This is a genomic window from Pseudomonas sp. LFS044 (assembly GCF_047978245.1).
Taxonomy (GTDB): domain Bacteria; phylum Pseudomonadota; class Gammaproteobacteria; order Pseudomonadales; family Pseudomonadaceae; genus Aquipseudomonas.
Window position 1 is genome coordinate 95900 of the sequence record NZ_JBFPFX010000004.1, and the last position, 24587, is coordinate 120486.

23 protein-coding genes are annotated in these 24587 nt (G+C 60.6%); 10 read left to right on the forward strand and 13 right to left on the reverse strand.

The features are described 5' to 3' along the window. Positions 1 to 31 precede the first annotated feature (31 nt). From ACNQPL_RS04510 to ACNQPL_RS04525, 4 genes are all read left to right on the forward strand, one after another. Positions 32 to 349: a hypothetical protein gene (locus ACNQPL_RS04510; protein WP_416466091.1), complete on the forward strand. Its 318-nt coding sequence runs from the start codon at positions 32 to 34 to the stop codon at positions 347 to 349. Between the two features lie 136 nt (positions 350 to 485). Next, complete coding sequence (gene uvrD, locus ACNQPL_RS04515) at positions 486 to 2675, forward strand: DNA helicase II (protein ID WP_346612709.1); 2190 nt, start codon at positions 486 to 488, stop codon at positions 2673 to 2675. Positions 2676 to 2833: 158 nt separating this feature from the next. Then, positions 2834 to 3688: a Tim44 domain-containing protein gene (locus ACNQPL_RS04520; protein ID WP_346612710.1), complete on the forward strand. Its 855-nt coding sequence runs from the start codon at positions 2834 to 2836 to the stop codon at positions 3686 to 3688. A gap of 114 nt (positions 3689 to 3802) precedes the next feature. Continuing rightward, positions 3803 to 4210 (forward strand): SMI1/KNR4 family protein, encoded by a 408-nt coding sequence (locus tag ACNQPL_RS04525; RefSeq protein ID WP_346612711.1) that lies wholly within the window; start codon positions 3803 to 3805, stop codon positions 4208 to 4210. 134 nt (positions 4211 to 4344) lie between these two features. Here ACNQPL_RS04525 and ACNQPL_RS04530 read toward each other — a convergent pair whose 3' ends face one another. Beyond that, positions 4345 to 6105 (reverse strand): cation:proton antiporter, encoded by a 1761-nt coding sequence (locus ACNQPL_RS04530; protein ID WP_346612712.1) that lies wholly within the window; start codon positions 6103 to 6105, stop codon positions 4345 to 4347. A gap of 322 nt (positions 6106 to 6427) precedes the next feature. On the opposite strand from ACNQPL_RS04530, the gene ACNQPL_RS04535 reads away from it, so the two are divergent. Next, positions 6428 to 6913 (forward strand): acyl-CoA thioesterase, encoded by a 486-nt coding sequence (locus ACNQPL_RS04535; protein ID WP_346612713.1) that lies wholly within the window; start codon positions 6428 to 6430, stop codon positions 6911 to 6913. On the opposite strand, the gene pdxY is transcribed toward ACNQPL_RS04535, so the two are convergent. Then, positions 6910 to 7782, reverse strand: coding sequence for a pyridoxal kinase PdxY (gene pdxY, locus ACNQPL_RS04540; protein WP_416466092.1), 873 nt, complete (start codon positions 7780 to 7782; stop codon positions 6910 to 6912). The two genes, ACNQPL_RS04535 and pdxY, sit on opposite strands and share 4 nt — an antisense overlap. Positions 7783 to 7902: 120 nt before the next feature. On the opposite strand from pdxY, the gene ACNQPL_RS04545 reads away from it, so the two are divergent. Continuing rightward, on the forward strand, positions 7903 to 8295 hold the full coding sequence (locus tag ACNQPL_RS04545; protein WP_346612715.1) for a DUF3301 domain-containing protein: 393 nt from the start codon (positions 7903 to 7905) through the stop codon (positions 8293 to 8295). Here ACNQPL_RS04545 and ACNQPL_RS04550 read toward each other — a convergent pair whose 3' ends face one another. Genes ACNQPL_RS04550 through zigA form a run of 3 tightly spaced genes read right to left on the reverse strand, consistent with a single transcriptional unit; the run spans position 8296 to position 11138 of the window. Beyond that, entirely contained in the window at positions 8296 to 9267 is a 972-nt protein-coding gene (locus ACNQPL_RS04550; protein WP_416466093.1) for a CobW family GTP-binding protein, read from the reverse strand. Between the two features lie 39 nt (positions 9268 to 9306). Continuing rightward, the gene (locus tag ACNQPL_RS04555; protein WP_416466094.1) at positions 9307 to 9933 is read right to left on the reverse strand and encodes a DUF1826 domain-containing protein; all 627 of its coding nucleotides are present in this window, start codon (positions 9931 to 9933) and stop codon (positions 9307 to 9309) included. Beyond that, the gene (gene zigA / locus ACNQPL_RS04560; RefSeq protein WP_416466095.1) at positions 9930 to 11138 is read right to left on the reverse strand and encodes a zinc metallochaperone GTPase ZigA; all 1209 of its coding nucleotides are present in this window, start codon (positions 11136 to 11138) and stop codon (positions 9930 to 9932) included. Before zigA ends, ACNQPL_RS04555 begins: the two co-directional genes overlap by 4 nt. 112 nt (positions 11139 to 11250) lie before the next feature. Between zigA and ACNQPL_RS04565 the strand changes: the two genes are divergently transcribed. Beyond that, on the forward strand, positions 11251 to 11631 hold the full coding sequence (locus ACNQPL_RS04565; RefSeq protein WP_346612719.1) for a glutamine synthetase: 381 nt from the start codon (positions 11251 to 11253) through the stop codon (positions 11629 to 11631). 27 nt (positions 11632 to 11658) lie between these two features. Beyond that, a complete protein-coding gene (folE2, locus tag ACNQPL_RS04570) occupies positions 11659 to 12546 on the forward strand; it encodes a GTP cyclohydrolase FolE2 (RefSeq protein WP_416466096.1) in 888 nt (295 codons plus the stop codon). Positions 12547 to 12550: 4 nt separating this feature from the next. On the opposite strand, the gene ACNQPL_RS04575 is transcribed toward folE2, so the two are convergent. Further along, on the reverse strand, positions 12551 to 13078 hold the full coding sequence (locus ACNQPL_RS04575) for a DUF3617 domain-containing protein (protein WP_346612721.1): 528 nt from the start codon (positions 13076 to 13078) through the stop codon (positions 12551 to 12553). 131 nt (positions 13079 to 13209) lie between these two features. On the opposite strand from ACNQPL_RS04575, the gene cls reads away from it, so the two are divergent. Next, complete coding sequence (cls, locus tag ACNQPL_RS04580; protein WP_346612722.1) at positions 13210 to 14649, forward strand: cardiolipin synthase; 1440 nt, start codon at positions 13210 to 13212, stop codon at positions 14647 to 14649. A gap of 36 nt (positions 14650 to 14685) precedes the next feature. Here the strand turns inward: cls and cfaB are convergent, their stop codons facing one another. Beyond that, positions 14686 to 15876, reverse strand: a complete 1191-nt coding sequence (gene cfaB, locus ACNQPL_RS04585) for a C17 cyclopropane fatty acid synthase CfaB (RefSeq protein WP_416466097.1) — start codon at positions 15874 to 15876, stop codon at positions 14686 to 14688. Between the two features lie 199 nt (positions 15877 to 16075). On the opposite strand from cfaB, the gene lpdA reads away from it, so the two are divergent. Further along, complete coding sequence (lpdA, locus tag ACNQPL_RS04590; RefSeq protein ID WP_416466098.1) at positions 16076 to 17476, forward strand: dihydrolipoyl dehydrogenase; 1401 nt, start codon at positions 16076 to 16078, stop codon at positions 17474 to 17476. 69 nt (positions 17477 to 17545) lie between these two features. Here the strand turns inward: lpdA and glmS are convergent, their stop codons facing one another. From glmS to atpG, 6 genes are all read right to left on the reverse strand, one after another. Next, positions 17546 to 19381, reverse strand: coding sequence for a glutamine--fructose-6-phosphate transaminase (isomerizing) (gene glmS / locus ACNQPL_RS04595; protein WP_416466099.1), 1836 nt, complete (start codon positions 19379 to 19381; stop codon positions 17546 to 17548). 2 nt (positions 19382 to 19383) lie between these two features. Continuing rightward, the gene (locus ACNQPL_RS04600) at positions 19384 to 20160 is read right to left on the reverse strand and encodes a DeoR/GlpR family DNA-binding transcription regulator (RefSeq protein ID WP_346612726.1); all 777 of its coding nucleotides are present in this window, start codon (positions 20158 to 20160) and stop codon (positions 19384 to 19386) included. 160 nt (positions 20161 to 20320) lie between these two features. After that, positions 20321 to 21688 carry a bifunctional UDP-N-acetylglucosamine diphosphorylase/glucosamine-1-phosphate N-acetyltransferase GlmU gene (glmU, locus tag ACNQPL_RS04605; RefSeq protein ID WP_387523207.1) on the reverse strand — a complete coding sequence of 456 codons (1368 nt, stop codon included), beginning with the start codon at positions 21686 to 21688 and terminating at the stop codon, positions 20321 to 20323. Positions 21689 to 21812: 124 nt separating this feature from the next. Further along, the gene (locus ACNQPL_RS04610; protein ID WP_416466100.1) at positions 21813 to 22232 is read right to left on the reverse strand and encodes a F0F1 ATP synthase subunit epsilon; all 420 of its coding nucleotides are present in this window, start codon (positions 22230 to 22232) and stop codon (positions 21813 to 21815) included. Between the two features lie 43 nt (positions 22233 to 22275). Continuing rightward, positions 22276 to 23652 (reverse strand): F0F1 ATP synthase subunit beta, encoded by a 1377-nt coding sequence (gene atpD / locus ACNQPL_RS04615; protein WP_016489910.1) that lies wholly within the window; start codon positions 23650 to 23652, stop codon positions 22276 to 22278. 27 nt (positions 23653 to 23679) lie between these two features. Further along, positions 23680 to 24540 carry a F0F1 ATP synthase subunit gamma gene (gene atpG / locus ACNQPL_RS04620; protein WP_016489911.1) on the reverse strand — a complete coding sequence of 287 codons (861 nt, stop codon included), beginning with the start codon at positions 24538 to 24540 and terminating at the stop codon, positions 23680 to 23682. Positions 24541 to 24587: the final 47 nt, after the last annotated feature.

Here is a 24587-nt window from a genome sequence, read left to right on the forward strand (position 1 = left end):
TGGCGTAAACTCAACTGCCAAGGGATCCATCATGAGCAAAATCGAAAATCTGTATGCGTACAACCTTGAAGTTCCAGGCCAACCGACTTGCTTTGAAGTTCAGGGAACGGTGACCGTTGCCCACCCGGGTATCGAGCCTGTGCTGGTAGAACCCAAGAGACGTCACAGAGGTGGCTGGGAAGTGCTTCAGCTGAATCTGGAGGACAAGGGGGGAGCGACCCTTCAGGTTCTTACCGAGAAACCGGTATTTTACCGGCGCGAACGTGCGAGCTCGTGGAAAAGGCTGGAAATCATCCAGCCCGACGGCCCGCAGATAGTCGAGATCGGGCACCGTGTAGCCATCGACTGATGGCTGACAATGCCGGATCGTTGCGAGCGGTTTGGCATTGTGCTGCAGCCAAAACCCGATGAGCGACGTCCCATGAAGGTGAACATTTATACAGTAGGCGTTTGCCCCGTAACCGGCCTGCCCCTAGAATGGCCGGATGCACACAGATGACCTCTCCCTCCTGCTGAATTCCCTCAACGATGCCCAACGCCAGGCCGTCGCGGCCACGCTCGGGCGTCAGCTGGTGCTTGCTGGCGCCGGCTCCGGTAAAACCCGCGTGCTGGTGCACCGCATCGCCTGGCTGATCCAGGTGGAGCAGGCCTCGCCGCACTCGATCCTGTCGGTGACCTTCACCAACAAGGCCGCCGCCGAGATGCGCCAGCGTATCGAGCAACTGTTGGGCATCAACCCTGCCGGCATGTGGGTGGGCACCTTCCACGGGCTGGCGCACCGGCTGTTGCGGGCACACTGGCAGGAAGCGCGGCTGGTGCAGAACTTCCAGATTCTGGACAGCGATGACCAGCAGCGGCTGGTCAAGCGGGTGATCCGCGAGCTTGGCCTCGACGAGCAGCGCTGGCCGGCACGCCAGGCCCAGTGGTTCATCAACGGGCAGAAGGACGAAGGCCTGCGCCCGCAGCACATCCAAGCCAGCGGCGACCTGTTCCTGGGCACCATGCGCAGCATCTATGAGGCCTACGAACAGGCCTGCGAACGCGCCGGGGTCATCGACTTTTCCGAACTGCTGCTGCGCGCCCTCGACCTGTGGCGCGACAACCCAGGCCTGCTCGAGCACTACCAGCGGCGCTTCCGTCACCTGCTGGTGGACGAGTTCCAGGACACCAACGCCGTGCAGTACGCCTGGCTGCGCCTGCTGGCTGGCAGCGGCGGCGGCAGCCTGATGGCCGTTGGCGACGACGACCAGTCGATCTACGGCTGGCGCGGCGCCAAGATCGAGAACATTCACCAGTACACGGCCGACTTCCCAGACGCCGAAATGATCCGCCTGGAGCAGAACTACCGCTCCACCAGTGGCATCCTGAAGGCGGCCAACGCCTTGATCGCCAATAACAGCGGGCGCCTGGGCAAGGAGCTGTGGACCGACCTGGGCGAAGGCGAGCCGCTCACCCTGTATGCGGCTTATAACGAGCACGACGAAGCGCGCTACGTGGTCGAGACCATCGAGAGCCTGATCAAGCAAGGCAGCTCGCGCAACGAAATCGCCATCCTGTATCGCTCCAACGCCCAGTCGCGGGTGCTGGAAGAGGCCCTGCTGCGCGAACGCATCCCGTATCGCATCTATGGCGGCCAGCGCTTCTTCGAGCGTGCCGAAATCAAGAACGCCATGGCCTACCTGCGCCTGCTGGAAGGGCGTGGCAACGACGCGGCCCTGGAGCGGGTAATCAATGTGCCGCCGCGCGGCATTGGCGAGAAGACTGTCGAAGCCATCCGTGAGCACGCTCGCCACAGCCAGCTGTCGATGTGGGGGGCCATGTGCCAACTGCTAGCCGCCAAGGCCCTCAAAGGCCGCGCCGCCAGTGCGCTGGGCGCGTTCATCGAACTGATCGAGAACCTGTCGGGCAAAGTCGCGGACATGCCGCTGCACACCATGACCCAGACGGTCATCGAGCAGTCCGGCCTGATCCTCTATCACCAGGAAGAAAAGGGTGAAAAGGGCCAGGCACGGGTAGAAAACCTTGAGGAACTGGTCAGCGCCGCCCGCAACTTCGAAACCAGCGACGATGACGGTGACCTCTCGCCGCTGTCGGCGTTTCTCGGCCACGCCTCGCTGGAAGCCGGTGAGGCACAGGCTGACGAGCACGAAGACAGCATCCAGCTGATGACACTGCACAGCGCCAAGGGCCTGGAGTTCCCCTATGTGTTCCTGGTGGGCATGGAAGAAGGCCTGTTCCCGCACAAGATGAGCCTGGAAGAGCCCGGCCGCCTTGAAGAGGAACGCCGCCTGGCGTACGTAGGCATTACCCGCGCCATGCGCCAGCTGTTCATGACTTATGCCGAAACGCGCCGCCTGTATGGCAGTGAGACCTACAACAAGGTGTCACGCTTCGTACGGGAAATACCGGCGGGCCTGGTTCAGGAAGTGCGCCTTTCCAACAGCGTCAGCCGCCCGTTCGGCGGCGCCAAAGCCACTGGCGCCAGCAGCCTGTTCGCCAATGCCAATATTCCGCAGACCTCGTTCAACCTCGGCCAGCGGGTACAGCATTCGGTCTTTGGCGAAGGCGTGATCCTCAACTTCGAAGGTTCCGGTGCCCAGGCGCGGGTGCAGGTGAACTTCGCCGAAGGCAGCAAGTGGCTGATGCTGGGGTATGCCAAGCTCGAGGCCATCTGAAGCCGCACCGGCCCTGTTCGCGGGCAGCCCCGCGACAGGCCGGACCTGGCTGCTTGTAACATTCAGGCAAAAGCTCGAAACATTATGTCGCTGGTCATGTGCCGGGGAACCTGTGCAACATGACGCGCGTGCAATCCACAACAGGGGATATCCCATTTATGCAACGTTTTCTTAGCATCGCACTGGCGCTCTGCGTCGGCCTGACGCTGAGCCTGGACGCCAACGCCAAGCGCTTCGGCGGCGGCAAGAGCTCGGGCTCCGCGCCTATTCACCAGACTCGCCAGGCTACGCCAACCACGCCTGCCGCCGCGCCGACCGCTCCGGGCCGCGCTCCGGCCGCCGCCAGCGGTGCTTCGCGCTGGCTGGGCCCACTCGCCGGCCTCGCCGCTGGCGGCCTGCTGGCATCCATGTTCATGGGTGACGGCTTCGAAGGCTTGCAGATCATGGACTTCCTGATCGTCGCCTTGATCGCTTTCCTGGTGTTCCGCTTCATCGCCGCGCGACGCCGTCAGCAGCAGCCGCAAATGGCCGCTCCGGGCCACGCGCCGTTCCAACGTGAAGCGCACGGCCAGCCTGCCCAGCCGTCGATCTTCGGTGGTTCGGCCGCACCTGCCGCTGCAGCTGCGCCGGTAATCAACGCCCCGGCCTGGTTCAACGAGCAGAGCTTCCTGGCCGCGGCCCAAAGCCACTTCCAGTCGCTGCAGCAGCACTGGGATGCCAACGAGATGGACAAGATTGCCGAGTTCGTGACACCGCAGATGCTTGAGTTCCTCAAGCGTGAGCGCGCTGACCTGGGTGATGGCTTCCAGGCCACGTACATCGACAACCTCGAAGTGCAGCTGGATGGCGTGGACGATCGCGCCGACCGTACCGACGCCACCCTGACCTTCCGTGGCGTGTCGAAGACCTCGCGCTTCGACCAGGGCGAAGCCTTCAGCGAAAGCTGGCACATGGTTCGTGCCCAGGGCGAGAACCAGCCTTGGCTGGTTGCCGGTATCCGCCAAAACGGCTAACCGACGTACGTTGCACAAAAAACCCCGGGCCTGCCCCGGGGTTTTTGCTTTTGCCAGACCGGCCTACTAGGGTATAACGCGCAGCGTTGTCATCAAGGTAAGAGGATACGAACCGTGGAAGAAGTGATCGAACAACTCCGTGAAGCCAATGAGCCGGTACCGGTACCCCTGGAGCTTCCCGACGAAGATCAGCTGGTCGAGGTCGAGGAACAGCTGTTCATCAACATTCCATTCGTGTTCAAAGAGTTTCTGCTGACCGTCAGCGACGTGGTGTACGGCTCGCTGGAGCCGGTGACCGTCACCGACCCACAGTCGCATACCTATCTGCCTGAAGTCGCGGCCAGTGCCTGGGATGCAGGCGTTCCGCGCGAACTGATACCGATCTGCCAGGACGGTGATGATTACTACTGCGTGGAAGAAGACGGCACCGTGGTGCTCTGGTCCGCTGAAGAAGAAATCGTTACCGAAGAAAGCTGGGAATCAGTCTGGCACTGGGCGCGTGACGTCTGGCTCGAAAGCTGATTCAAAGCCCGCCGCAGTAAGTGCTACCTCATAGCTATCTGTGGCCGTAATATCGCCAGGCTTTCTGCGCCTGGCGACATCGCTACCGCTCCATCCCCTCGGCCGACAGTCAAAACTCGCGCAGAGGCACGCCCTTAGTGCGAATTCTCGCGGCTGTTCTCCAGCGTTTCCAGCAAGGCGATCTGCATGCGTGAATGCACGCGGATGAACCAGCGCCAGAGCACCGCCACCACCACCGCCGCCACTACTGCGATGATAAGTAGCAGTTCGTTGGTCGGCAGGATGCTCGCCGACAATGCAGACAGCAGCAGGAAGATCACCAGCAGCGACAGCAGCGGAATCACCTCTGCCACTACACGGCGCACGCGCTGGGTATGGCGGCCGGCCATTTCAGGCTTCACGCCCATCTCGGCCAGCAACATGGAGAGTGCTTTGAGCTTGCGGTAGGCCGCAATCAGGAACGGCAAAGAAAGCAGCAGCGCTGCACCCCAGATCATCGCCTTTTGCTGGCTGACATCGCCGACCCACTCACTGAGCCACGTGCCGATACGCCCGGCAAAATACCCACCGCTGAAGAAGATTGCGATCACCAGGGCCAGGTTCACCCCAACCTGCAGCAGGATGCGGCGGATCATCGCCGCCAGCATCGCGCTCTCACCCTGGGGCTGAATGCTGCGTAACCACTCGCCATACAGTGAAAGCACGCGCGATAGCCGGCTTGGCATAACCTTGCCGAGCTTTATCGACAGCGGGTCGGCCGCACGGATCAGGTACGGCGTTAACAAGGTAGTGATAGCCGAAACCGCCACGGCGACCGGGTAAAGGAAGTCGCTGGTCACCTGCAGCGTCATGCCCAGGGCCGCAATGATGAATGAAAATTCGCCAATCTGTGACAGCCCCATGCCTACGCGCAGCGAGGTACGCCCGTCATTGCCGGCAATGAACGCGCCCATGCCGCAAGACAGCATCTTGCCCAGTACCACGGCCAGGGTGATGACCACGATCGGCCAGGCGTAGTCGAGCAGCACCTGGGGGTCGATCATCAAGCCGATGGCGACGAAGAAGATGGCGCTAAACAGGTCGCGCACCGGTTCGATCAACCGTTCGATTTTCAGCAACTGGCGCGACTCGGCCATGATCGCACCGATCAGGAAGGCGCCCAGTACCATGCTGTACTCGAGTTTTACCACCAGCAGGCAGAAGCCAAAGCACAGCCCCAGCACGGTGATCAGCAACATTTCGTTGCTCTCGAATTTCGCCACGTAGGCGAGCAGCCGCGGCACCAGCAGAATGCCGATGACCAACGCCACTATCATGAACAGCGACAGTTTGCCGACTGTGGAGAACACCTCGCCGGAACTGACCGAGCCACTCACCGCGATGCCTGAAAGCAGGGCGATGATACCGATGCCGAGGATGTCCTCGACGATCAGCACCCCGAAGATCAACTGGGCAAAGCGCTCGTTCTTCATCTTCAGGTCGTTGAGCGCTTTGACGATGATGGTGGTCGAGGAAATGGCCAGGATCGCCCCGAGGAACAGCGAATCCATGGTGTTCCAGCCGAACCAGCGGCCAATCTCGAAACCGATCCAGATCATCAGCACAATTTCGAGGAACGCTGCAATAAACGCTGTGGCCCCCACCTTGAACAGCTTGCGCAGGCTGAACTCCAGCCCGAGGCAGAACATCAGGAAAATCACCCCCAGCTCTGCCAAGGTCTTGATCGTGTCTTCGTCGTGGATCAGGCCAAACGGTGGGGTATGCGGGCCGATGATGAAGCCGGCGACGATGTAGCCCAGCACCACTGGCTGCTTGAGCCGATGAAAGAGAATCGTCACCACCCCGGCGACCAGCATGATCACTGCCAGATCCTGGATGAAGCTGATGGCATGCATGGCGCGATACTCCTTTCTCGATGCCCGGGCAGACCGCTCCTCTGCCTAGGCAAACCCGAGCGAGCAGCAAGTACATACTGTATTGAATGCAGGAAGGCCCATGATGCATGGGCGTACTCAGGTTAACATCGCACCCCGCCGCAAAATGCCGGTGCAATATGTAGAAACAGATCGGCCGGTTAACGGCCCCTGATGGCATGATCGGCGTGACGACGGAGCGTCAGCCAACGTCCCGTACCAGGAAGGCAAAACTTCAAGAGGGGAAACAGAAGTGTCAGCAGATACCCGCCCCGATTCAGCGCAACCTCACCGTGAGCACACTATGGAACCTGGAAACGCCCAGCTGAGCATGACCGTCCTGATGACCCCGGACATGGCCAACTTTTCTGGCAACGTACATGGCGGCACCCTGCTCAAGTACCTCGATGAAGTGGCCTACGCCTGCGCCAGCCGTTATGCCGGCAGTTATGTGGTCACGTTGTCGGTCGACCAGGTGATTTTCCGCGAGCCGGTGCATGTCGGCGAGCTTGTGACGTTCCTGGCCTCGGTCAACTACACCGGCAATACCTCCATGGAGGTGGGCATCAAGGTAGTGACCGAGAACATCCGCGAGCGCTCGGTGCGCCATTCCAACAGCTGCTTCTTCACCATGGTTGCGGTCGATGACAACCGTCGCCCGGTAGCAGTACCGCCGCGCCAACCGCATTCAAGTGAAGAAAAACGCCGTTTCCTACAGGGCCAGCAGCGCCGGCAGATCCGCCAGGAGCTGGAAAAGCGTTACCAGGACCTGAAGACCGACGCGCTTTAAAACGCCAGGCGCTGCGCCTCGAAGCGCACGCGCGGATGGGCGATACGGTCTTGAGCCCGCACCAGCTGCAACTCGTAGCGGGTGCAGGCCTGGGTCTCCAGCAGTACTTCATGCACCGCCGCTGCGGTGAACTCGAACGCCTGCACCCAGCTGTCACCCAGTAGTACCCGGGCGAGGAACAGCCCGGAGGTCAAGTCGCCTACCCCGACCGGCTGGCGCGGGAATGCCAGCAGCGGGCGGCGCAGGTGCCAGCTTCCGTCTCGGGTGACCAGCAACATCTCGAACATGTCTTCGGCACGCCCCGGATAAGACAGATGCTTGACCAGCACCACCTGTGGCCCGCGCTCCAGCAGCCCACGGGCCATGCTGACGCAATCTTCCAGCGACTGCGCCCGCCGGCCGCAGAAACTGTCCAGCTCCAGCTGGTTGGGGCACAGTATGTCCGCCTGGGCCGCCGCCTCTTCCAGCAAGAACTCGCTGACCTCCTGCGGGACGATGCAGCCCTTTTCCGCGTGGCCCATGACCGGGTCGCACAGGTACAGTGCCCTCGGATTCACCGCCTTGATCCGCGCCACACCCGCGAGTATCGCCCGGCCCTGTTCGGCGCTGCCCAAGTAGCCAGACAGCACGGCATCGCAGTGGCCCAATTCCCCGATGTTGGAAATGCCTTCCACCAGCGCAGGAATTTGCGCTGGAGCAAGCACTTCTCCTGCCCACTGGCCATACTGAGTGTGATTGGAGAACTGCACGGTGTTGAGCGGCCAGACATTGACCCCGATCCGCTGCATGGGGAACACCGCGGCGCTGTTGCCGGCGTGGCCGAACACCACGTGGGACTGAATGGCGAGCAGGTGCGGGGTACGTTTCATGCGAGCGTTTTCCAAAGCTGTTTCAAGGATTGTGCGTCGCGCAGTATGAACTCGATTGCCACCTGTACGACAGACCAGGGACGCAGTTAAGCTGGATCGACCTGTTTGGAGCATATGCAAATGTTGACCCTGGAGAATCTCTTCGTCCTGATGCTGGTGGCCACGGCAGGCGCTTGGTTATGGCACAACCATGGGCTGCGCGAAAAAGCCCTGGAGCGGGTCAAACAGCACTGCGCCAAGCTTGACCTGGAGTTGCTCGACGATGCCGTCGCGCTCAAGCGCATCGCGTTCATCCGCGACGCCAACGGCAGAAAGCGCCTGGCTCGTGTGTATGCCTTCGAATTCACCGTAACCGGCGAACAACGCCACCCAGGTACGGTGACCCAGTTCGGTGCCCACAGCGTGCAGATCGAACTGGCGCCCTACCCGTTCGAAATCAATACCCCGCCACGCAGCGGCAACGTGATCGAAATGCAGCAGTGGCGCCAGGAGCACAATCGCTGGCGCAATTGATCACGCCACACGGCATTCATCTAATGCGGCTTGCAGGGCTTGCTGAGGTTGCGGCTGGTCGAAGATCAGCTCGATGCGCGTGTCCTTGCGCCAGTCACTCGCCTGCCAGGCTGGCAGGTCGCCGTCGAGGCCGTTGAAGGACTGCCAACCATCAGAGGTGTGGATAACACCCTTGGCCCGGCGCCAGTGAAGCCCATCGAGGAAAGCCCTCAAGGCCTGTGGATAAAACTGCTGGCTGGGATGCCAACGCCAACCGATGCTCCAGCCCCCGTCGCCTTGCTGAGCGTGACAAATTGGCCGATGAGGATCTGTCCACAGGGTAGTCAAGCCTGTGGATGGACTATCCACACTGGTGTTATCCACAAAAAACGGCAAATAAGGCTCTGTGGATGAAAGCGGAAGGCTGGAAATTGCTAACATCCCCTGCGCTGTCCAATGCCCAGCAATTTCGGCAAATTCCTTATTTATCAACAACCTATGATTTTCATCAACACCTTCGCTCTTGTTGAAAATCAGCAGTGAAGTCGCTCGTAACGCCTCTAGTTGTGCACAGGGCAACTGACCACCCCGAATCAGTGCTTGAGCATCCACGACCATTACCAGCGGCTGCACCGCCAGCACACCCTTCCAGGGGGCTTGCCTCAGCTGATTCAGTAACTGCAGGGGATGCCCCAGCCCCGAAGGCTCGATGAACAAGCGATCCGGTCGAGCTTTGCGCAACAGGCGGCCCAAGCCGACCTGGAACGGCGCGCCATTCACACAGCACAGGCAACCACCCGCCACTTCCGCGATGGCGATGCCGTCTTCATCGCGGCTGAGAAGCGCCGCATCGAGGCCAACCTGGCCGAATTCATTGACCAGCACAGCCCAGCGCTCACCGGCCGGGCGCTGAGCCATCAACTGGCGAATGACGCTGGTCTTGCCAGCCCCCAGAGGGCCGGCGATGACGTGGGTAGGGATGTTCTGCAGCATGGGTCTACTTCTGGGCGGATTTCCCCCAACTATGCCCCTTCATGCCAGCCAGTCAAGGCTGAGCAGCAGGCGCCTGTCCTGGCTAGCCGGCGAGCGATGAACCAGCCCTGCACCATCATTCCCCTGCCATTTCTCACCCTTGAGCACGGCAACATCCCCAGCTTGCAGGCTTCTAATGTTATCCACAGGCGCTGCAGCGAGGTGTAGGCCGGCCCGTTCGATCGCCCCTTCATCCAGCCATTCGCTTCCGGGGCCCACGTAAGTGGTCAACAGCCGCACCGGCACGTTATCCACATGGAATCGCGGGCACATTGCACCTTGCAGCACCCGCAGTCGGAGCCCCACGCGCCGGGCACCCAGCAGGCAGGTGTAGGCCGAAACCAGCCAGCGGACGTCTGCCACGAAGCTTTCGTAGCCATGCAGGTCAGCTGTCTCCCTCAGCAAATCGGGAAGTAGCACAGGCTCATGCTCACTGACCTCGATTACTCGCTGGTCCGCCAGCGGTTGCCCGAGGCTGACGGCCAGCGTGGCGAAGTCTTCAAGCTGCGCTGGCAGGCGACGCTGCCAGACAGCCAAATTGACGCCATCCTGAAAAATGTCGGTCAGTACCTGGGCTGAGTGCCCCACGCTCTGGCGGATATCCACAGGCCGCAAGGCAGGTTTCATGAGGCCTCCTCGGCATGCCAGGGCCCGAACGGATCTTGCAGCCGCAACCAGCTCATCGGGCCTGCCTCCATCTCCTCATCACTCAACAAGCAGGCGTCAAGCTCTGTGGATAACTTAGCAAGATCGATGTTCTGCCCGATGAAGACCAGTTCCTGACGGCAGTCGCCGCTCTCCGCTACCCAGTGTTTGTGAATCTGGGCCGTGCTCTGCTCATCCTGCGGCCAGTGCTCCCTTGGTACGAATCGCCACCAGCGCCCAGCCAACCCATGACGCATCATGCCGCCTGCTTGCGACCAACTGCCGGCCTCCTGGTATTTGCTGGCCAGCCAGAAGAAGCCTTTCGAACGCAGCAGCCGCCCGTTGCTCCAGTCCCTGTGGATAAAGTCGAAGAAGCGTTGCGGGTGAAACGGCCTGCGGGCTTCCCAGGTGGTTGCAGCAATGCCGTACTCTTCGGTCTCTGGCACATGCTCCCCGCGCAATTCCTGCAGCCAGCCTGGCGCCTGTGCGGCCAGCTCGAAATCGAACAGGCCGGTATCTAGGATCCGCGCCAGCGGTACCTCACCCATGACCATCGGCACGATCTGCGCCCGGGCATTGAGGCTGCGCAAAATCGCCAGCAGTTCCTCGCGCTCGTGCTGGCTGATCAGGTCGATCTTGCTCAGCAACAGCACATCGGCGAACTCGACCTGTTCGATCAGCAGATCACTGATGGAGCGCTCATCGTCATCACCCAACGTCTCACCGCGGCTCGCCAGGCTGTCGGCTGCCTGATAATCACGCATGAAGTTCAGGCCATCGACCACCGTCACCATGGTGTCCAGGCGCGCCATGTCAGACAGGCTGCGCCCCTGCTCGTCGCGGAAGGTAAACGTCTCGGCTACCGGCAACGGCTCGGAGATGCCGGTGGACTCGATCAGCAGGTAATCGAAGCGGCCTTCCTCGGCAAGGCGTGCGACTTCTTCCAGCAGGTCTTCGCGCAGGGTGCAACAGATGCAGCCGTTGCTCATCTCGACCAGTTTCTCCTCAGCACGGTTGAGGCTGACATTGCGCTGGACCTCGCTGGCATCGATGTTGATTTCACTCATGTCGTTGACGATGACGGCGACCCGCAGGTTGTCACGATTACGCAGTACATGGTTGAGCAAGGTGCTTTTGCCGGCGCCGAGAAAGCCGGACAACACGGTGACAGGAAGGCGATTGGACATGGCGAAACCTCTTCAGGCGGACGCATTCGAAACGATGCATTGCATAATGTTATAAAGTAACAATACAATTTCGCCAAGCCGTACTCGTCGGAAGATTTCTCGGGAGATGGAAATGAGCCTGTCACGTGCTGCCGCGTTGCTGCTGCTCGCCGCATCTTCGCCGCTGCTGGCCATGCCACACAGCAATGGGCTGGCGCTATGCACGCGCAGTGCAACCCTGCTGGCCTGCAGGGTTGCTGACGGCAGCTATTACAGCGTGCGCACTGAGGGCAGCCATTTCTACCTGCGCGGCTTCGATAGTGCGACTCGCCGGCTGTGGGCGCAAACCAATAGCCGCTACGGCACGCTGACATTCTTTACCGGCCTGGCCAGTGACGGCGAGGCCTGGGTTGGCTACAGCCGGCGGGTGGGCTGGACCACGCTGAACCGCGTTTCAAGTTCAACTGGCCAACGTTTCAATCTGCATTGCAGCCTGGTCGGCGGATGCCGCTGACACACATTTTCATGCCTGGTATTGCTCATGACTAGCCTGACGCTCCCTGATATCGCAGCACAGACACAGCCGCACGCAACACCACTCGATTGGGTCGGCATGTGCGGGATAGCCCTGCCAATACAATTTGATGGGCGCACAGTGGCGGCCCACGCGGATGCCGGCGTGAGCCTGGTAGATGGCTCCTCACGCGGCATCCACATGTCTCGGTTGTACCTCTCATTGCAACGGTTGGAGCACCAGCCTCTGAGCCCATTGGCAATCCGTCGCTTGCTGACAGATTTTCTGGTCAGTCACCAAGGCCTGGCTGATGCGGCGTATCTGCGTCTGACCTTTGAGCACTTGCTGAAACGGCGCGCGTTGATCAGCCCATTGGCAGGCTGGAAATCTTATCCGGTAACCGTCGAGGCACGGGTCGAGAACGAGATGTTCCACGTGGAACTATTTGTCCGCGTGCCCTATTCATCCACCTGCCCTTGCTCGGCAGCACTCGCAAGGCAATTGATCCAACATCAATTCCAAGCAGATTTCGACGAGCAGGACGTGGACCGCGATGTGCTTCTGGAGTGGCTAGGCAGCAGCCAAGGCATCGTTGCCACACCTCATAGCCAACGAAGCTTTGCTGATGTCCACACACGTTTGCGCGATAGTCTGGAGAGCTTGCCTGTCACCCAGCTGATCGACTCAATCGAAGCCAGCCTGGGTACCGCTGTACAGACAGCTGTTAAGCGAGCCGATGAACAGGCGTTCGCCTTGGCCAACGGCCAGAACTTGATGTTCTGTGAAGATGCCGTGCGGCGACTGCACGTGTCGCTGCGACAGCTGGATTGGTGCGCGGCGTTCAAGCTGCGTGTGGAACATGCAGAAAGCCTGCATGCCCACGACGCGGTTGCCTGCAACCAATGGCGTTGGTGAACGATCAGGTGCGCGGTTTGACAGTCCCGCAGTCGCTACCCAACCAAACGGCACGGGTGTTCATGCTGCCCTGCTGCTGGACGCCCGAGGCATTGAAGGTGCCGTTAACCTGGGTAGTGAATTCCTTGTCGCTAAGGAAAGTTGCCTGCCCGCTACCCTGAGCCTTCGGGCAGCTGAATTGAAACTTCCAGACGTTACCCGTGCGGTCGGTAATCTTCTGAGTGCAACCCGACTTCGGGTCTTGCAGTGGGATGTCGTTGGTCTGCACCTGCTCCGGGGTGAGGCATGAGCGGACGCCGTTACCGCCGACAGTAACGCCCTGCTTGGCCAGCACCCCTTCCATCATTGCCCGTTGTTCTGGCGGCAGGTTCTTCAGCTGACCGAGCATGAACTGCATATCCGGCAGTGGCTTGCCATCGACCTGCATGTTGCTGGTGGTCAGCTCCCACAAGCCAGGTTGCAGCATCTGCGCATGCACCAGCGGGCTGCTCAGCCCTACAGCCAGAGCCAACAGTGGCAGACGAATCTTCATGGACGAACGCTCCTCGAAATAACCGGCTCTGTGGCCGGGCTCAGGCTTAGACGCCAAATCCGCTTTCAGGTTGCAAGGCGGGCCTGGAACGTGTTCTGTTATCCGCTGTGTATTCGGCAAGCAGGATGCGTATGGATTACCACAGCCCTTACTTCTTCGGCTACGTGCTCGGCGTCATTCACTTGCTAGGCATCATCGCTGCACTGCATGCGGTGTTCACCGTGCGTACTGCCCAAGGCGCGATTGCCTGGGCGATGTCGCTGATCTTTATCCCTTACTTCACCCTTATCCCTTACCTGGTTTTTGGCGCACGCTCTTTTTACGCTTACATCCAGGCACGGCGTCAGGCCAACCAGGAGATGCACGTGGCCATGGCCAATCTCAACTGGCGGCCGTGGGTGGAGGAAGCGCTCACTGCCCGCGAGTCCGAGAGTTATGCGGCGTTAAGGGCCATGCCAAAACTTGGACGGATGCCTTGCCTGGCCAACAATCAGGTGAAGCTACTGATCGACGGCAAGGCGACGTTCGATGCCATCTTCGCTGCCATCGGCCAGGCCCGGGAAGTGGTCCTGGTGCAGTTTTTCATCATCCACGACGACACCCTCGGCAAGGCACTGCAGCAACTGTTGCTGCGCAAAGCTGCAGAAGGTGTGCAGGTGTTCGTACTCTATGACCGGGTCGGAAGCCACGCCCTGCCCGCCAGTTACAGCCAGGTGCTGCGCAACGGCGGTGTGCAGATCCACGCCTTCGCTACCCGGCGCGGATGGTTCAATCGCTTCCAGGTCAACTTCCGTAACCACCGTAAGATTGTCGTCGTCGATGGTGTGGCCGGGTTCATTGGGGGGCATAACGTCGGTGATGAATACCTGGGTGAACACCCTCGCCTTTCGCCCTGGCGTGACACCCACGTGCAGATAGGCGGGCCGGTACTGGCCTGCCTGCAAGAGTCGTTCGCCGAAGACTGGTACTGGGCAACGCGCCAGCTTCCACCGCTGATCCTGCCCGACACCTACCCGGACAATGGTGTCCTTTGCCAGGCCTTGGCCAGTGGCCCGGCAGACCCTCAGGAAACCTGCTCGCTGTTCTTCATCGAAGCCATCCATTCCGCTACCCGGCGCGTATGGATTACCAGCCCGTACTTCATCCCCGACGAAGCCGTGTTCGCTGCCTTGCGTCTGGCTGTGTTGCGTGGCGTGGATGTGCGCATCCTTATCCCGTCACGCCCGGACCACCGGATCGTCTATGCGGCCTCCAGCCTGTTCGCGTTTGAAGCGGTGCGGGCAGGCGTGCGCATGTTCCGCTATCAGCCGGGCTTTCTGCATCAGAAGGTGGTGCTGGTGGATGACGAGGTCAGCGCCATCGGCAGTGCCAACCTGGACAACCGATCGTTCCGGCTCAACTTCGAAATTACGCTGCTGACAGTCGACCGGCAGTTTGCCGATGAGGTCGAGGCGATGTTGATCGATGACTTCGAACAGGCCAGGGAAATTACTGCAGAGGACAGCCGGGATACCCACCGTATCCAGCAACTGGGGATGCGGATCGCGCGGCTGATTTCGCCCATCCTCTGACATGACCGGGGCCGCTATTGCGGCCCCGGTCTGGTTTCAACGGTAAATGTCTTCCCGGGTCCAGGGCAGATCGTGGTGGCCGTCTGCGTAAGGTTTCGCGGCCAGAATCTGGTGCAGGTTGATCCAGCCTTTCTGGAATGCATAGGCACAGCCCGCCAGGTACAAACGCCAGATGCGCAGGGTTTTCTCAGGCACCAGCGCCGCCGCCTTGTGCAACTGGTTCTCCAGGTTTTCACTCCAGTGGTGCAACGTCTTGGCGTAATGCAGGCGCAGGCTCTCGACGTCGACGACCTCCAGGCCTGCCTCGCAGATGTTCGCACTGATCATCGACAAGTGCGGCAGTTCGCCATTGGGGAACACATAGCGATCGATGAATTCACCGGCCCCTCTCCCCACCGGGCGGCCGTCGACATGCTTGGCGGTGATGCCGTGGTTCATCACCAGGCCACCTTCACGCACGGCGCCAAACAGCTTCTGGCAATACAGCGCCAGGTTGGCATGCCCGACATGCTCGAACATGCCGACACTCACCACTTTGTCGAACCGGCCATCCTGGGGCAGGTCGCGATAGTCGAGGATTTGCAGGTCAACCTGTTTGGCCAGACCTTCATCCTTGACCCGCTGCCGACCAAGCTTGAGTTGCTCCTTGCTCAAGGTAATGCCAAACACCCTGGCACCGTATTCCCGCGCGGCAAAGCGCGACAACCCGCCCCAACCACAACCCACATCGAGCAGGTAGTCGCCCGCCTGCAGGCGCAACTTGCGGCAGAGGTGGTCGAACTTGTCTTGCTGGGCTTGATCCAGGGTGTGGTCCGGCTCACGGAAATATGCGCAGGAATACGCCATGTCCTGGTCGAGCCAGAGTTGATAGAACGCGTTGGAGACGTCGTAGTGGTAGGAAATGGACTTGGCGTCGGTACGCTTGTCGTGGGCCAGCCGCGGTGGCGGCGCCTCGTCCTCATCCTCGCCAGCCAGCAGGGCCACACTCAGCTCGTCACATACGCGAATGGCTTCACCGATATCGCCTTCCAGCTCCAGCTTGCCTTCCACGAAAGCAGCGCCCAGTTCATCCAGGCTTGGGTGGGTCAGCTGGCTGATCAGCTGCGGCTCCTTGACCAGAATGGTCACCTGAGGGCTGGGTCCCAGATCGAACTGATTGCCGTCCCACAGTTTGAGGCGAAGTGGCAAATGCAGGCTCTGCAGTGCCGGCGGAAGTTGCGCAAGCATGAACGACCCTCCTTCTGGGCTCGATGCATGAAATTTCGAACACCACCGAAAGAGGGTAGTTCATCCGTGCAAAGTTTCCGCTAACCGCGACCAAGGTCTAGAACCATCTGATCTTATGGACATGCGATATTGTATACAATTTAGCGCGCGCAGCTTAACCTTGTGCCCCTCTGCGCTTCTTCATCTGGAGTAAAAACTCGTGAAATCCTATGACGTGGTGATCATCGGTGGCGGCCCTGGCGGCTACAACGCGGCCATTCGCGCCGGCCAATTGGGCCTGAGCGTCGCCTGTGTGGAAGGCCGCTCTACCCTCGGCGGCACCTGCCTGAACGTTGGCTGCATGCCATCCAAGGCGTTGCTGCATGCCTCCGAGCTTTATGAGGCGGCCAGCGGCGACGAGTTCGCCCACCTCGGTATCGAAGTGAAGCCAACCCTGAACCTCGCCCAGATGATGAAACAGAAGGACGAGAGCGTGAGCGGCCTTACCAAAGGCATCGAGTACCTGTTCCGCAAGAACAAGGTGGAATGGATCAAGGGCTGGGGCCGCCTGGACGGCGTAGGCAAGGTCATCGTCAAGGCCGAGGATGGCAGCGAAACCGAGCTGCAGGCCAAGGACATCGTCATCGCTACCGGGTCCGAGCCCACTCCCCTGCCGGGCGTGACCATCGACAACCAGCGCATCATCGACTCCACCGGTGCCTTGGCCCTGCCTCAGGTGCCCAAGCACCTGGTGGTAATCGGCGCGGGCGTCATCGGCCTGGAGCTGGGGTCGGTATGGCGTCGCCTGGGTAGCCAGGTCACCGTCATCGAATACCTCGACCGCATCTGCCCGGGCACCGACGAGGAAACCGCCAAGACCCTGCAAAAAGCCCTGGCCAAGCAAGGCATGGCCTTCAAGCTCGGCAGCAAGGTGACCCAGGCCACAGCGTCGGCGGACAGTGTCAGCCTGACCCTCGAACCGGCTGCCGGCGGTGCGGCAGAAACCCTGCAGGCCGATTACGTGCTGGTCGCCATCGGCCGTCGGCCCTACACCAAAGGCCTCAACCTGGAGAGCGTCGGCCTGGAAACCGACAAACGCGGCATGCTCACCAACGAGCACCATCGCACCTCGGTGCCGGGTGTCTGGGTGATCGGCGACGTGACGTCCGGCCCGATGCTGGCGCACAAGGCCGAAGACGAAGCGGTCGCCTGCATCGAACGCATCGCCGGTAAACCCCATGAGGTCAATTACAACCTGATCCCGGGGGTGATCTACACACGCCCTGAACTGGCCAGCGTTGGCAAGACCGAAGAGCAGCTCAAGGCCGAAGGCCGTGCCTACAAGGTTGGCAAGTTTCCCTTCACCGCCAATAGCCGGGCCAAGATCAACCACGAGACCGAAGGCTTCGCCAAGGTCATCGCCGATGCCAATACCGATGAAGTCCTGGGCGTGCACCTGGTAGGCCCAAGCGTCAGCGAGATGATCGGTGAGTTCTGCGTAGCCATGGAATTCTCGGCCTCGGCCGAGGACATCGCCCTCACTTGCCACCCACATCCGACGCGTTCCGAGGCCTTGCGCCAGGCGGCGATGAATGTGGACGGGATGGCGATGCAGATCTGAGTTTCAAGCGCCTGAAACAACAAAACCCCCTTTCGGGGGTTTTGTTCTACAACCATCAATTACCGTGGGTTATTCCACAGTCACCGACTTCGCCAGGTTACGTGGCTGATCCACATCAGTGCCCTTGAGCACCGCCACGTAGTAAGACAGCAGCTGCAGCGGGATGGTGTACAGGATCGGCGCCAGCGCGTCAGCGATGTGCGGCACCTTGATCACGTGGGTGCCTTCGCCGTTGCTCATGCCGGCGTGCTCGTCGGCAAACACCACCAGCTCACCGCCACGGGCGCGAACTTCCTGCAGGTTCGACTTGAGCTTTTCCAGCAGTTCGTTGTTCGGCGCTACGGTTACCACCGGCATGTCGTTATCCACAAGCGCCAGCGGGCCATGTTTGAGCTCACCCGCTGGGTAGGCTTCCGCGTGGATGTAGGAAATCTCCTTGAGCTTGAGCGCACCTTCCATCGCTACTGGGTACTGCGCGCCACGGCCCAGGAACAGGGTGTGGTGCTTGTCGGCGAACAGCTCGGCAACCTTCTCGACGGTGCGGTCCATGGCCAGCGCCTCACCCAGACGCGCCGGCAGGCGACGCAGCTCTTCGACCAGTTCGGCTTCCACACCGGTCTCGAGCGTGCCGCGCACCTGGCCCAGCGCCAGGGTCAGCAGCATCAGGGATACCAACTGTGTGGTGAACGCCTTGGTCGAGGCCACGCCGATTTCCGGCCCGGCCAGGGTCAGCAGGGTCAGGTCGGATTCGCGCACCAGCGAGCTGATACCCACGTTGCAGATCGCCAGGCTACCCAGGAAGCCCAGTTCCTTGGCATTGCGCAGGGCGGCCAGGGTGTCGGCAGTCTCGCCGGATTGGGAGATCGATACGAACAGGGTGTCAGGCTGCACCACCACCTTGCGATAACGGAACTCGCTGGCCACTTCGACCTGGCAAGGGATGCCTGCCAGGCTTTCCAGCCAGTAACGGGCAACCATGCCGGCGTGGTAGCTGGTACCGCAAGCTACGATCTGCACGTTGCGCACTTTGCCGAACAGCTCGGCAGCCTGCGGGCCAAAGGCCTGCACCAGTACATGGTCCTTGCCCAGGCGGCCTTCCAGGGTGCGCTGCACCACGGACGGCTGTTCATGGATTTCCTTGAGCATGAAGTGGCGATATTCGCCCTTGTCAGCCGCTTCGGCACCTTCGTGATACTGCACGGTTTCGCGCTGGACTGGGTTGCCTGCCTGATCCCAGATCTTCACCTGATCACGGCGGATCTCGGCGATATCGCCCTCCTCCAGGTACATGAAGCGGTCGGTAACCTGGCGCAGCGCCAACTGGTCGGATGCCAGGAAGTTCTCGCCCAGGCCCAGGCCAATCACCAGCGGGCTGCCACTGCGAGCGGCCACCAGGCGGTCAGGCTGCTTCACGCTGATCAGCGCCAGGCCATAGGCACCGTGCAGGCGCTTGACTGCGGCCTTGAGCGCGTCAGCCAGGTCCGGAATGGTCTTGAGGGTGTGGTGGATCAGGTGGACGATGACCTCGGTGTCGGTCTGGGAGGCGAACACATAACCCAGGCCTTTGAGTTCTTCACGCAGCTCTTCGTGGTTTTCGATAATGCCGTTGTGCACTACCGCCACTTCGTCACCCGAGAAATGCGGGTGAGCATTGCCTTCGGTGGGCGCGCCGTGGGTAGCCCAGCGGGTGTGAGCAATGCCCAGCTGGCCGATCAACGGCTCGGCTGCATTGGCAGCGTCCAGTTCGGCGACCTTGCCGATGCGACGGCGGCGCTGCAGTTCACCGTCTTGGGTATATACGGCCAGGCCAGCACTGTCGTAACCACGATACTCGAGGCGCTTGAGGCCTTCGATGAGGATGGCGGTGATGTTTCGTTCAGCTACGGCACCAACGATTCCACACATGTTTATTGCTCCTGGCTGATCGCGGCGCAGATCAGGTTGATGCCGCGGGCTTGAATGTGTTCGCGCGCTGCTGCGGGCAGGCGCTCGTCTGTAATAAGGGTGCTGACACTGCCCCAGGGCAGCTCGAGGTTGGGGATCTTGCGCCCGACCTTGTCAGACTCGACCATCACGATCACTTCGCGGGCCACCTCGGCCATGACTCGGCTCAGGCCCAGCAGTTCATTGAAGGTAGTGGTGCCGCGGTTCAGGTCTATGCCGTCCGCGCCGATGAACAGCTGATCGAAATCGTACGAGCGCAGTACCTGCTCGGCGACCTGGCCCTGGAACGACTCGGAGTGCGGGTCCCACGTACCGCCCGTCATCAACAGCACCGGCTCGTGCTCGAGCTCGCTGATGGCACGGGCCACGTTTAACGAATTGGTCATCACAACCAGGCCGGGCTGGCGGCCGAGTTCGGGAATCATGGCGGCAGTGGTGCTTCCGCTGTCGATGATGATCCGCGCGTGCTCGCGAATACGGCCCACGGCGGCGCGGGCGATGGCCTTCTTGTAGGCGGAGACCGGCAGTGCGGTTTCGCCAAGCATTTCTTGCGGAACCGGCACCGCGCCGCCGTAGCGACGCAATAACAGCCCGTTGGCCTCAAGGGCGGCAAGGTCCTTACGAATGGTCACTTCCGACGTCTCGAAGCGCTTGGCCAGCGCATCGACACTGACCTCGCCCTGCTCGCTGAGCATGGCCAGGATGTTGTGTCGGCGCTGGGGGGTATTTCGTTTCGACATGAGTGGTTAAGTTTCGATTCGAAAGATAATGATTGCAATCAAAACCTAATATGCGCGATTCGTCAAGCGCCGCTGGCCCCGTGCAGGAGCCGCACCACGCCCACAAAAAAAGCCGACTTATCCACATAAGTCGGCTTTCGATCGAAACAGCTGTGGATAATCAGCTCTTCTTGATCTTCTCCGGCCGCTTCCAGCCATCGATGTTGCGCTGACGCGCCCGCGCCACAGCCAGCTGCCCAGGTTCAACCGCCTGAGTGATGGTAGAACCCGCAGCAGTGGTAGCACCGGCCTTGATATCCACAGGCGCCACCAGCGAGTTGTTCGAGCCGATGAACACGTCCTCGCCCATGACCGTCTTGAACTTGTTGGCCCCATCGTAGTTGCAGGTGATGGTGCCAGCACCGATGTTGGTGCGCGCGCCGATTTCGGCATCGCCCAGGTAGCTCAGGTGGCCCGCTTTGGCGCCTTCGCCCAGGTGGGCATTTTTGAGTTCTACAAAGTTACCCACATGGGCCTTGGCGTCGAGCACGCTGCCGGGGCGCAGGCGAGCGAACGGGCCGGCATCGCTGCCCTCGCCCATCACGGCGCCTTCGATATGGCTGTTGGCCTTGACCACCACGCCCTTGCGCAAGGTGCTGTTCTTGATCACGCAGTTGGGGCCGATCTGCACGTCGTCCTCGATCACCACCTTGCCTTCGAGGATCACGTTGATGTCGATCAGCACATCACGACCAACGGTCACTTCGCCGCGTACGTCGAAACGCGCCGGATCACGCAGGGTGACACCCTGGGCCATCAGGCGGCGGCCTTCGCGCAGCTGGTAGTGGCGCTCCAGTTCGGACAACTGGCGACGATCATTGGCGCCCTGCACTTCCATCGGGTCGTGCGGCTGCTCAGTGGCAACCACCAGGCCATCGGCCACCGCCATGGCGATAACGTCGGTGAGGTAGTACTCGCCCTGGGCGTTGTTGTTCGACAACCGGCCCATCCAGTCGGCCAGGCGTGCGGCGGGCAAGGCCAGAATACCGGTGTTGCCTTCTTTGATCGCCTTCTGCGCTTCGCTGGCGTCCTTGTGCTCGACGATCGCGGTAACCTTGCCGTCGGCGTCACGCACGATGCGCCCGTAGCCAGTCGGGTCTTGCAGGGTAACGGTGAGCAGGCCCAGTTGCTGTTCGCTGACTTTGGTCAGCAGGCGTTGCAGGGTTTCCACTTCAATCAGCGGCACGTCCCCGTACAGCACCAGCACCGTGTCGGCTGTAATGGCCGGCAGTGCCTGCGCAACAGCGTGACCAGTACCCAGTTGCTTGTCCTGCAGCACGAAATTCAGGTCGTCGGCCGCCAGGCGCTCGCGGACCTGTTCAGCACCGTGGCCAATCACCACGTGAATACCCTGCGGCTGCAGTTGGCGGGCGCTGTGGATAACATGGCCGAGCATGGAATTGCCAGCGACCGGGTGCAGCACCTTGGGCAGCGCCGAGCGCATGCGGGTACCTTGGCCGGCGGCGAGAATAACGATATCGAGTGACATTGACTGGCTACCAATCCTGGGCGGTCAGTGAAATGACCGGGGGGGGGAAATTCGGAAAAAGAAAAAGGGTAGCCGAGGCTACCCTTTTACTCAATCGCAACAGAAGTGATCAGCCGTTAGCCGATTACTTGCCTTTGCGCATTTGCTGGACGGTACGCAGCTGGGCTGCGGCCTCGGCCAGACGTGCGGCGGCGGCGCCGTAGTCGAAGTCCGCGCCTTTCAGATTCAGGGCGTTCTCGGCAGCCTTGAGGGCTTCCTGAGCCTGCGCTTCATCCAGGTCTGCAGCACCTTGCACGGTATCGGCAAGCACCTTGACCATGTTCGGCTGAACCTCGAGGAAACCACCAGAGATGTAGAACACCTCTTGAGCGCCACCCTGCTTGGTCAGCGTGATCGGACCAGGCTTGAGATTGGTGATCAGCGGCGCGTGGCCCGGAGCGATACCAAGATCACCCAGGTTACCGTGCGCAACTACCATCTCGACCAGGCCGGAGAAAATCTCTCCTTCCGCGCTGACGATATCGCAATGGACTGTCATAGCCATCTGCTTGCCTCAACCTGATAGCGCCCCTTGCGGGGCGCAGGAATTACAGTTTCTTGGCTTTCTCGATCGCTTCGTCGATGCTGCCGACCATGTAGAACGCTTGTTCTGGCAGGTGGTCGTAGTCACCTTTGAGGATGCCGCTGAAGCCAGCGATGGTGTCCTTCAGGGAAACGTACTTGCCTGGCGAACCGGTGAAGACTTCGGCCACGAAGAACGGCTGCGACAGGAAGCGCTGGATCTTACGAGCGCGGGCTACCAGTTGCTTGTCGGTCTCGGACAGTTCGTCCATACCCAGGATCGCGATGATGTCCTTCAGCTCTTTGTAGCGCTGCAGAACATACTGAACGCCACGAGCGGTGTCGTAGTGCTCGTTGCCGATCACGTTCGGGTCCAGCTGGCGCGAAGTCGAGTCCAGTGGATCGACCGCTGGGTAGATACCCAGGGAGGCGATGTCACGGGACAGAACGACGGTGGCGTCCAAGTGGGCGAAGGTGGTCGCTGGCGACGGGTCGGTCAAGTCGTCCGCAGGTACGTATACGGCCTGTACGGAGGTGATCGAACCTTCCTTGGTGGAGGTGATGCGCTCTTGCAGAACGCCCATCTCTTCAGCCAGGGTCGGCTGGTAACCTACTGCCGAAGGCATACGGCCCAGCAGTGCGGATACTTCGGTACCGGCCAGGGTGTAACGATAGATGTTGTCGACGAACAGCAGAACGTCGTTACCTTCGTCACGGAACTTCTCAGCCATGGTCAGGCCGGTCAGCGCTACACGCAGACGGTTTCCTGGTGGCTCGTTCATCTGACCGTAGACCAGCGCTACCTTGTCGAGAACGTTGGAGTCCTTCATCTCGTGGTAGAAGTCGTTACCCTCACGAGTACGCTCACCCACACCAGCGAACACGGAGTAACCGCTGTGTTCCATGGCGATGTTACGGATCAGTTCCATCATGTTAACGGTCTTGCCGACACCGGCACCACCGAACAGACCAACCTTACCACCCTTGGCGAACGGGCAAACCAGGTCGATAACCTTGATGCCGGTTTCCAGCAGGTCGTTGCCGCCTGCCTGGTCAGCGAACGAAGGCGCTGGCTGGTGGATACCGCGACGCTCTTCTTCACCGATCGGGCCGGCTTCGTCGATCGGGTTGCCCAGTACGTCCATGATACGGCCGAGGGTGGCCTTACCAACTGGAACGGAAATGGCAGCACCGGTGTCGACGACATCCAGACCGCGCTTCAGGCCTTCGGTCGAGCCCATCGCAATGGTACGAACCACGCCGTCGCCCAGCTGCTGCTGAACTTCGAGGGTGGTTTCCGCGCCTTGTACTTTCAGCGCGTTGTATACACTCGGCACGACGTCACGTGGGAATTCCACGTCGATGACGGCGCCGATGATTTGAACGATACGTCCGCTACTCATAGCTGGATCCTCTGAATATTTGAACCGTTAAACCGCGGCAGCGCCGCCGACGATTTCCGAGATCTCCTGGGTGATCGCAGCCTGACGCGCCTTGTTGTAGATCAGCTGAAGCTCTTTGATCAAATCACCGGCGTTGTCTGTGGCGTTCTTCATGGCGATCATCCGGGCCGCTTGTTCAGCAGCGTTGTTCTCGACCACCGCCTGGTATACCTGCGACTCCACGTAACGCACCATCAAGCCGTCCAGCAGCTCTTTTGCGTCGGGTTCGTACAGGTAATCCCAGTGATGCTTGAGATCCTGATCCGGGGTTGCCACCAACGGTACCAATTGCTCGACCGTCGGCTTCTGGGTCATGGTATTGATGAACTTGTTCGAAACCACGGAGAGGCGATCGATACGGCCGTCCAGGTAGGCGTCCAGCATCACTTTGACGGAGCCGATCAGATCGTTGATCGATGGCTCTTCGCCCAAGTGGCTGATCGCTGCTACGACGTTGCCGCCAAAGATGCGGAAGAAAGTCGCACCCTTGCTGCCGATCACGCACAGGTCGATTTCCACGCCCTGTTCGCGGTTTGCGTTCATGTCCTTGACCAGGGCCTTGAACAGGTTGGTGTTCAAGCCACCGCACAGACCACGGTCACTGCTCACCACGATATAACCGGTGCGCTTTACAGGGCGCTCGATCATGAAGGGGTGGCGGTATTCCGGGTTGGCGTTGGCCAGATGACCGATCACCTGGCGGATACGCTCCGCGTAAGGACGGCTAGCAGCCATGCGCATTTGTGCCTTGCGCATCTTGCTGACCGCCACTTTCTCCATGGCGCTGGTAATTTTTTGCGTGCTTTTGATGCTCGCAATCTTACTGCGAATCTCTTTTGCGCCTGCCATGTATCACCTATCAGGTTAGCAAGCGGGGGCCTGAGCCCCCGCTGCGG

Bases quoted from the DNA above. Each gene is read 5' to 3' on its own strand.
- ACNQPL_RS04510 (WP_416466091.1), top strand. From the start codon at position 32: ATGAGCAAAATCGAAAATCTGTATGCGTACAACCTTGAAGTTCCAGGC.
- uvrD (WP_346612709.1), top strand. From the start codon at position 486: ATGCACACAGATGACCTCTCCCTCCTGCTGAATTCCCTCAACGATGCC.
- ACNQPL_RS04520 (WP_346612710.1), top strand. From the start codon at position 2,834: ATGCAACGTTTTCTTAGCATCGCACTGGCGCTCTGCGTCGGCCTGACG.
- ACNQPL_RS04530 (WP_346612712.1), bottom strand. From the start codon at position 6,105: ATGCATGCCATCAGCTTCATCCAGGATCTGGCAGTGATCATGCTGGTC.
- ACNQPL_RS04535 (WP_346612713.1), top strand. From the start codon at position 6,428: ATGGAACCTGGAAACGCCCAGCTGAGCATGACCGTCCTGATGACCCCG.
- pdxY (WP_416466092.1), bottom strand. From the start codon at position 7,782: ATGAAACGTACCCCGCACCTGCTCGCCATTCAGTCCCACGTGGTGTTC.
- ACNQPL_RS04545 (WP_346612715.1), top strand. From the start codon at position 7,903: ATGTTGACCCTGGAGAATCTCTTCGTCCTGATGCTGGTGGCCACGGCA.
- ACNQPL_RS04550 (WP_416466093.1), bottom strand. From the start codon at position 9,267: ATGCTGCAGAACATCCCTACCCACGTCATCGCCGGCCCTCTGGGGGCT.
- ACNQPL_RS04555 (WP_416466094.1), bottom strand. From the start codon at position 9,933: ATGAAACCTGCCTTGCGGCCTGTGGATATCCGCCAGAGCGTGGGGCAC.
- zigA (WP_416466095.1), bottom strand. From the start codon at position 11,138: ATGTCCAATCGCCTTCCTGTCACCGTGTTGTCCGGCTTTCTCGGCGCC.
- ACNQPL_RS04565 (WP_346612719.1), top strand. From the start codon at position 11,251: ATGAGCCTGTCACGTGCTGCCGCGTTGCTGCTGCTCGCCGCATCTTCG.
- folE2 (WP_416466096.1), top strand. From the start codon at position 11,659: ATGACTAGCCTGACGCTCCCTGATATCGCAGCACAGACACAGCCGCAC.
- ACNQPL_RS04575 (WP_346612721.1), bottom strand. From the start codon at position 13,078: ATGAAGATTCGTCTGCCACTGTTGGCTCTGGCTGTAGGGCTGAGCAGC.
- cls (WP_346612722.1), top strand. From the start codon at position 13,210: ATGGATTACCACAGCCCTTACTTCTTCGGCTACGTGCTCGGCGTCATT.
- cfaB (WP_416466097.1), bottom strand. From the start codon at position 15,876: ATGCTTGCGCAACTTCCGCCGGCACTGCAGAGCCTGCATTTGCCACTT.
- glmS (WP_416466099.1), bottom strand. From the start codon at position 19,381: ATGTGTGGAATCGTTGGTGCCGTAGCTGAACGAAACATCACCGCCATC.
- ACNQPL_RS04600 (WP_346612726.1), bottom strand. From the start codon at position 20,160: ATGTCGAAACGAAATACCCCCCAGCGCCGACACAACATCCTGGCCATG.
- glmU (WP_387523207.1), bottom strand. From the start codon at position 21,688: ATGTCACTCGATATCGTTATTCTCGCCGCCGGCCAAGGTACCCGCATG.
- ACNQPL_RS04610 (WP_416466100.1), bottom strand. From the start codon at position 22,232: ATGGCTATGACAGTCCATTGCGATATCGTCAGCGCGGAAGGAGAGATT.
- atpD (WP_016489910.1), bottom strand. From the start codon at position 23,652: ATGAGTAGCGGACGTATCGTTCAAATCATCGGCGCCGTCATCGACGTG.
- atpG (WP_016489911.1), bottom strand. From the start codon at position 24,540: ATGGCAGGCGCAAAAGAGATTCGCAGTAAGATTGCGAGCATCAAAAGC.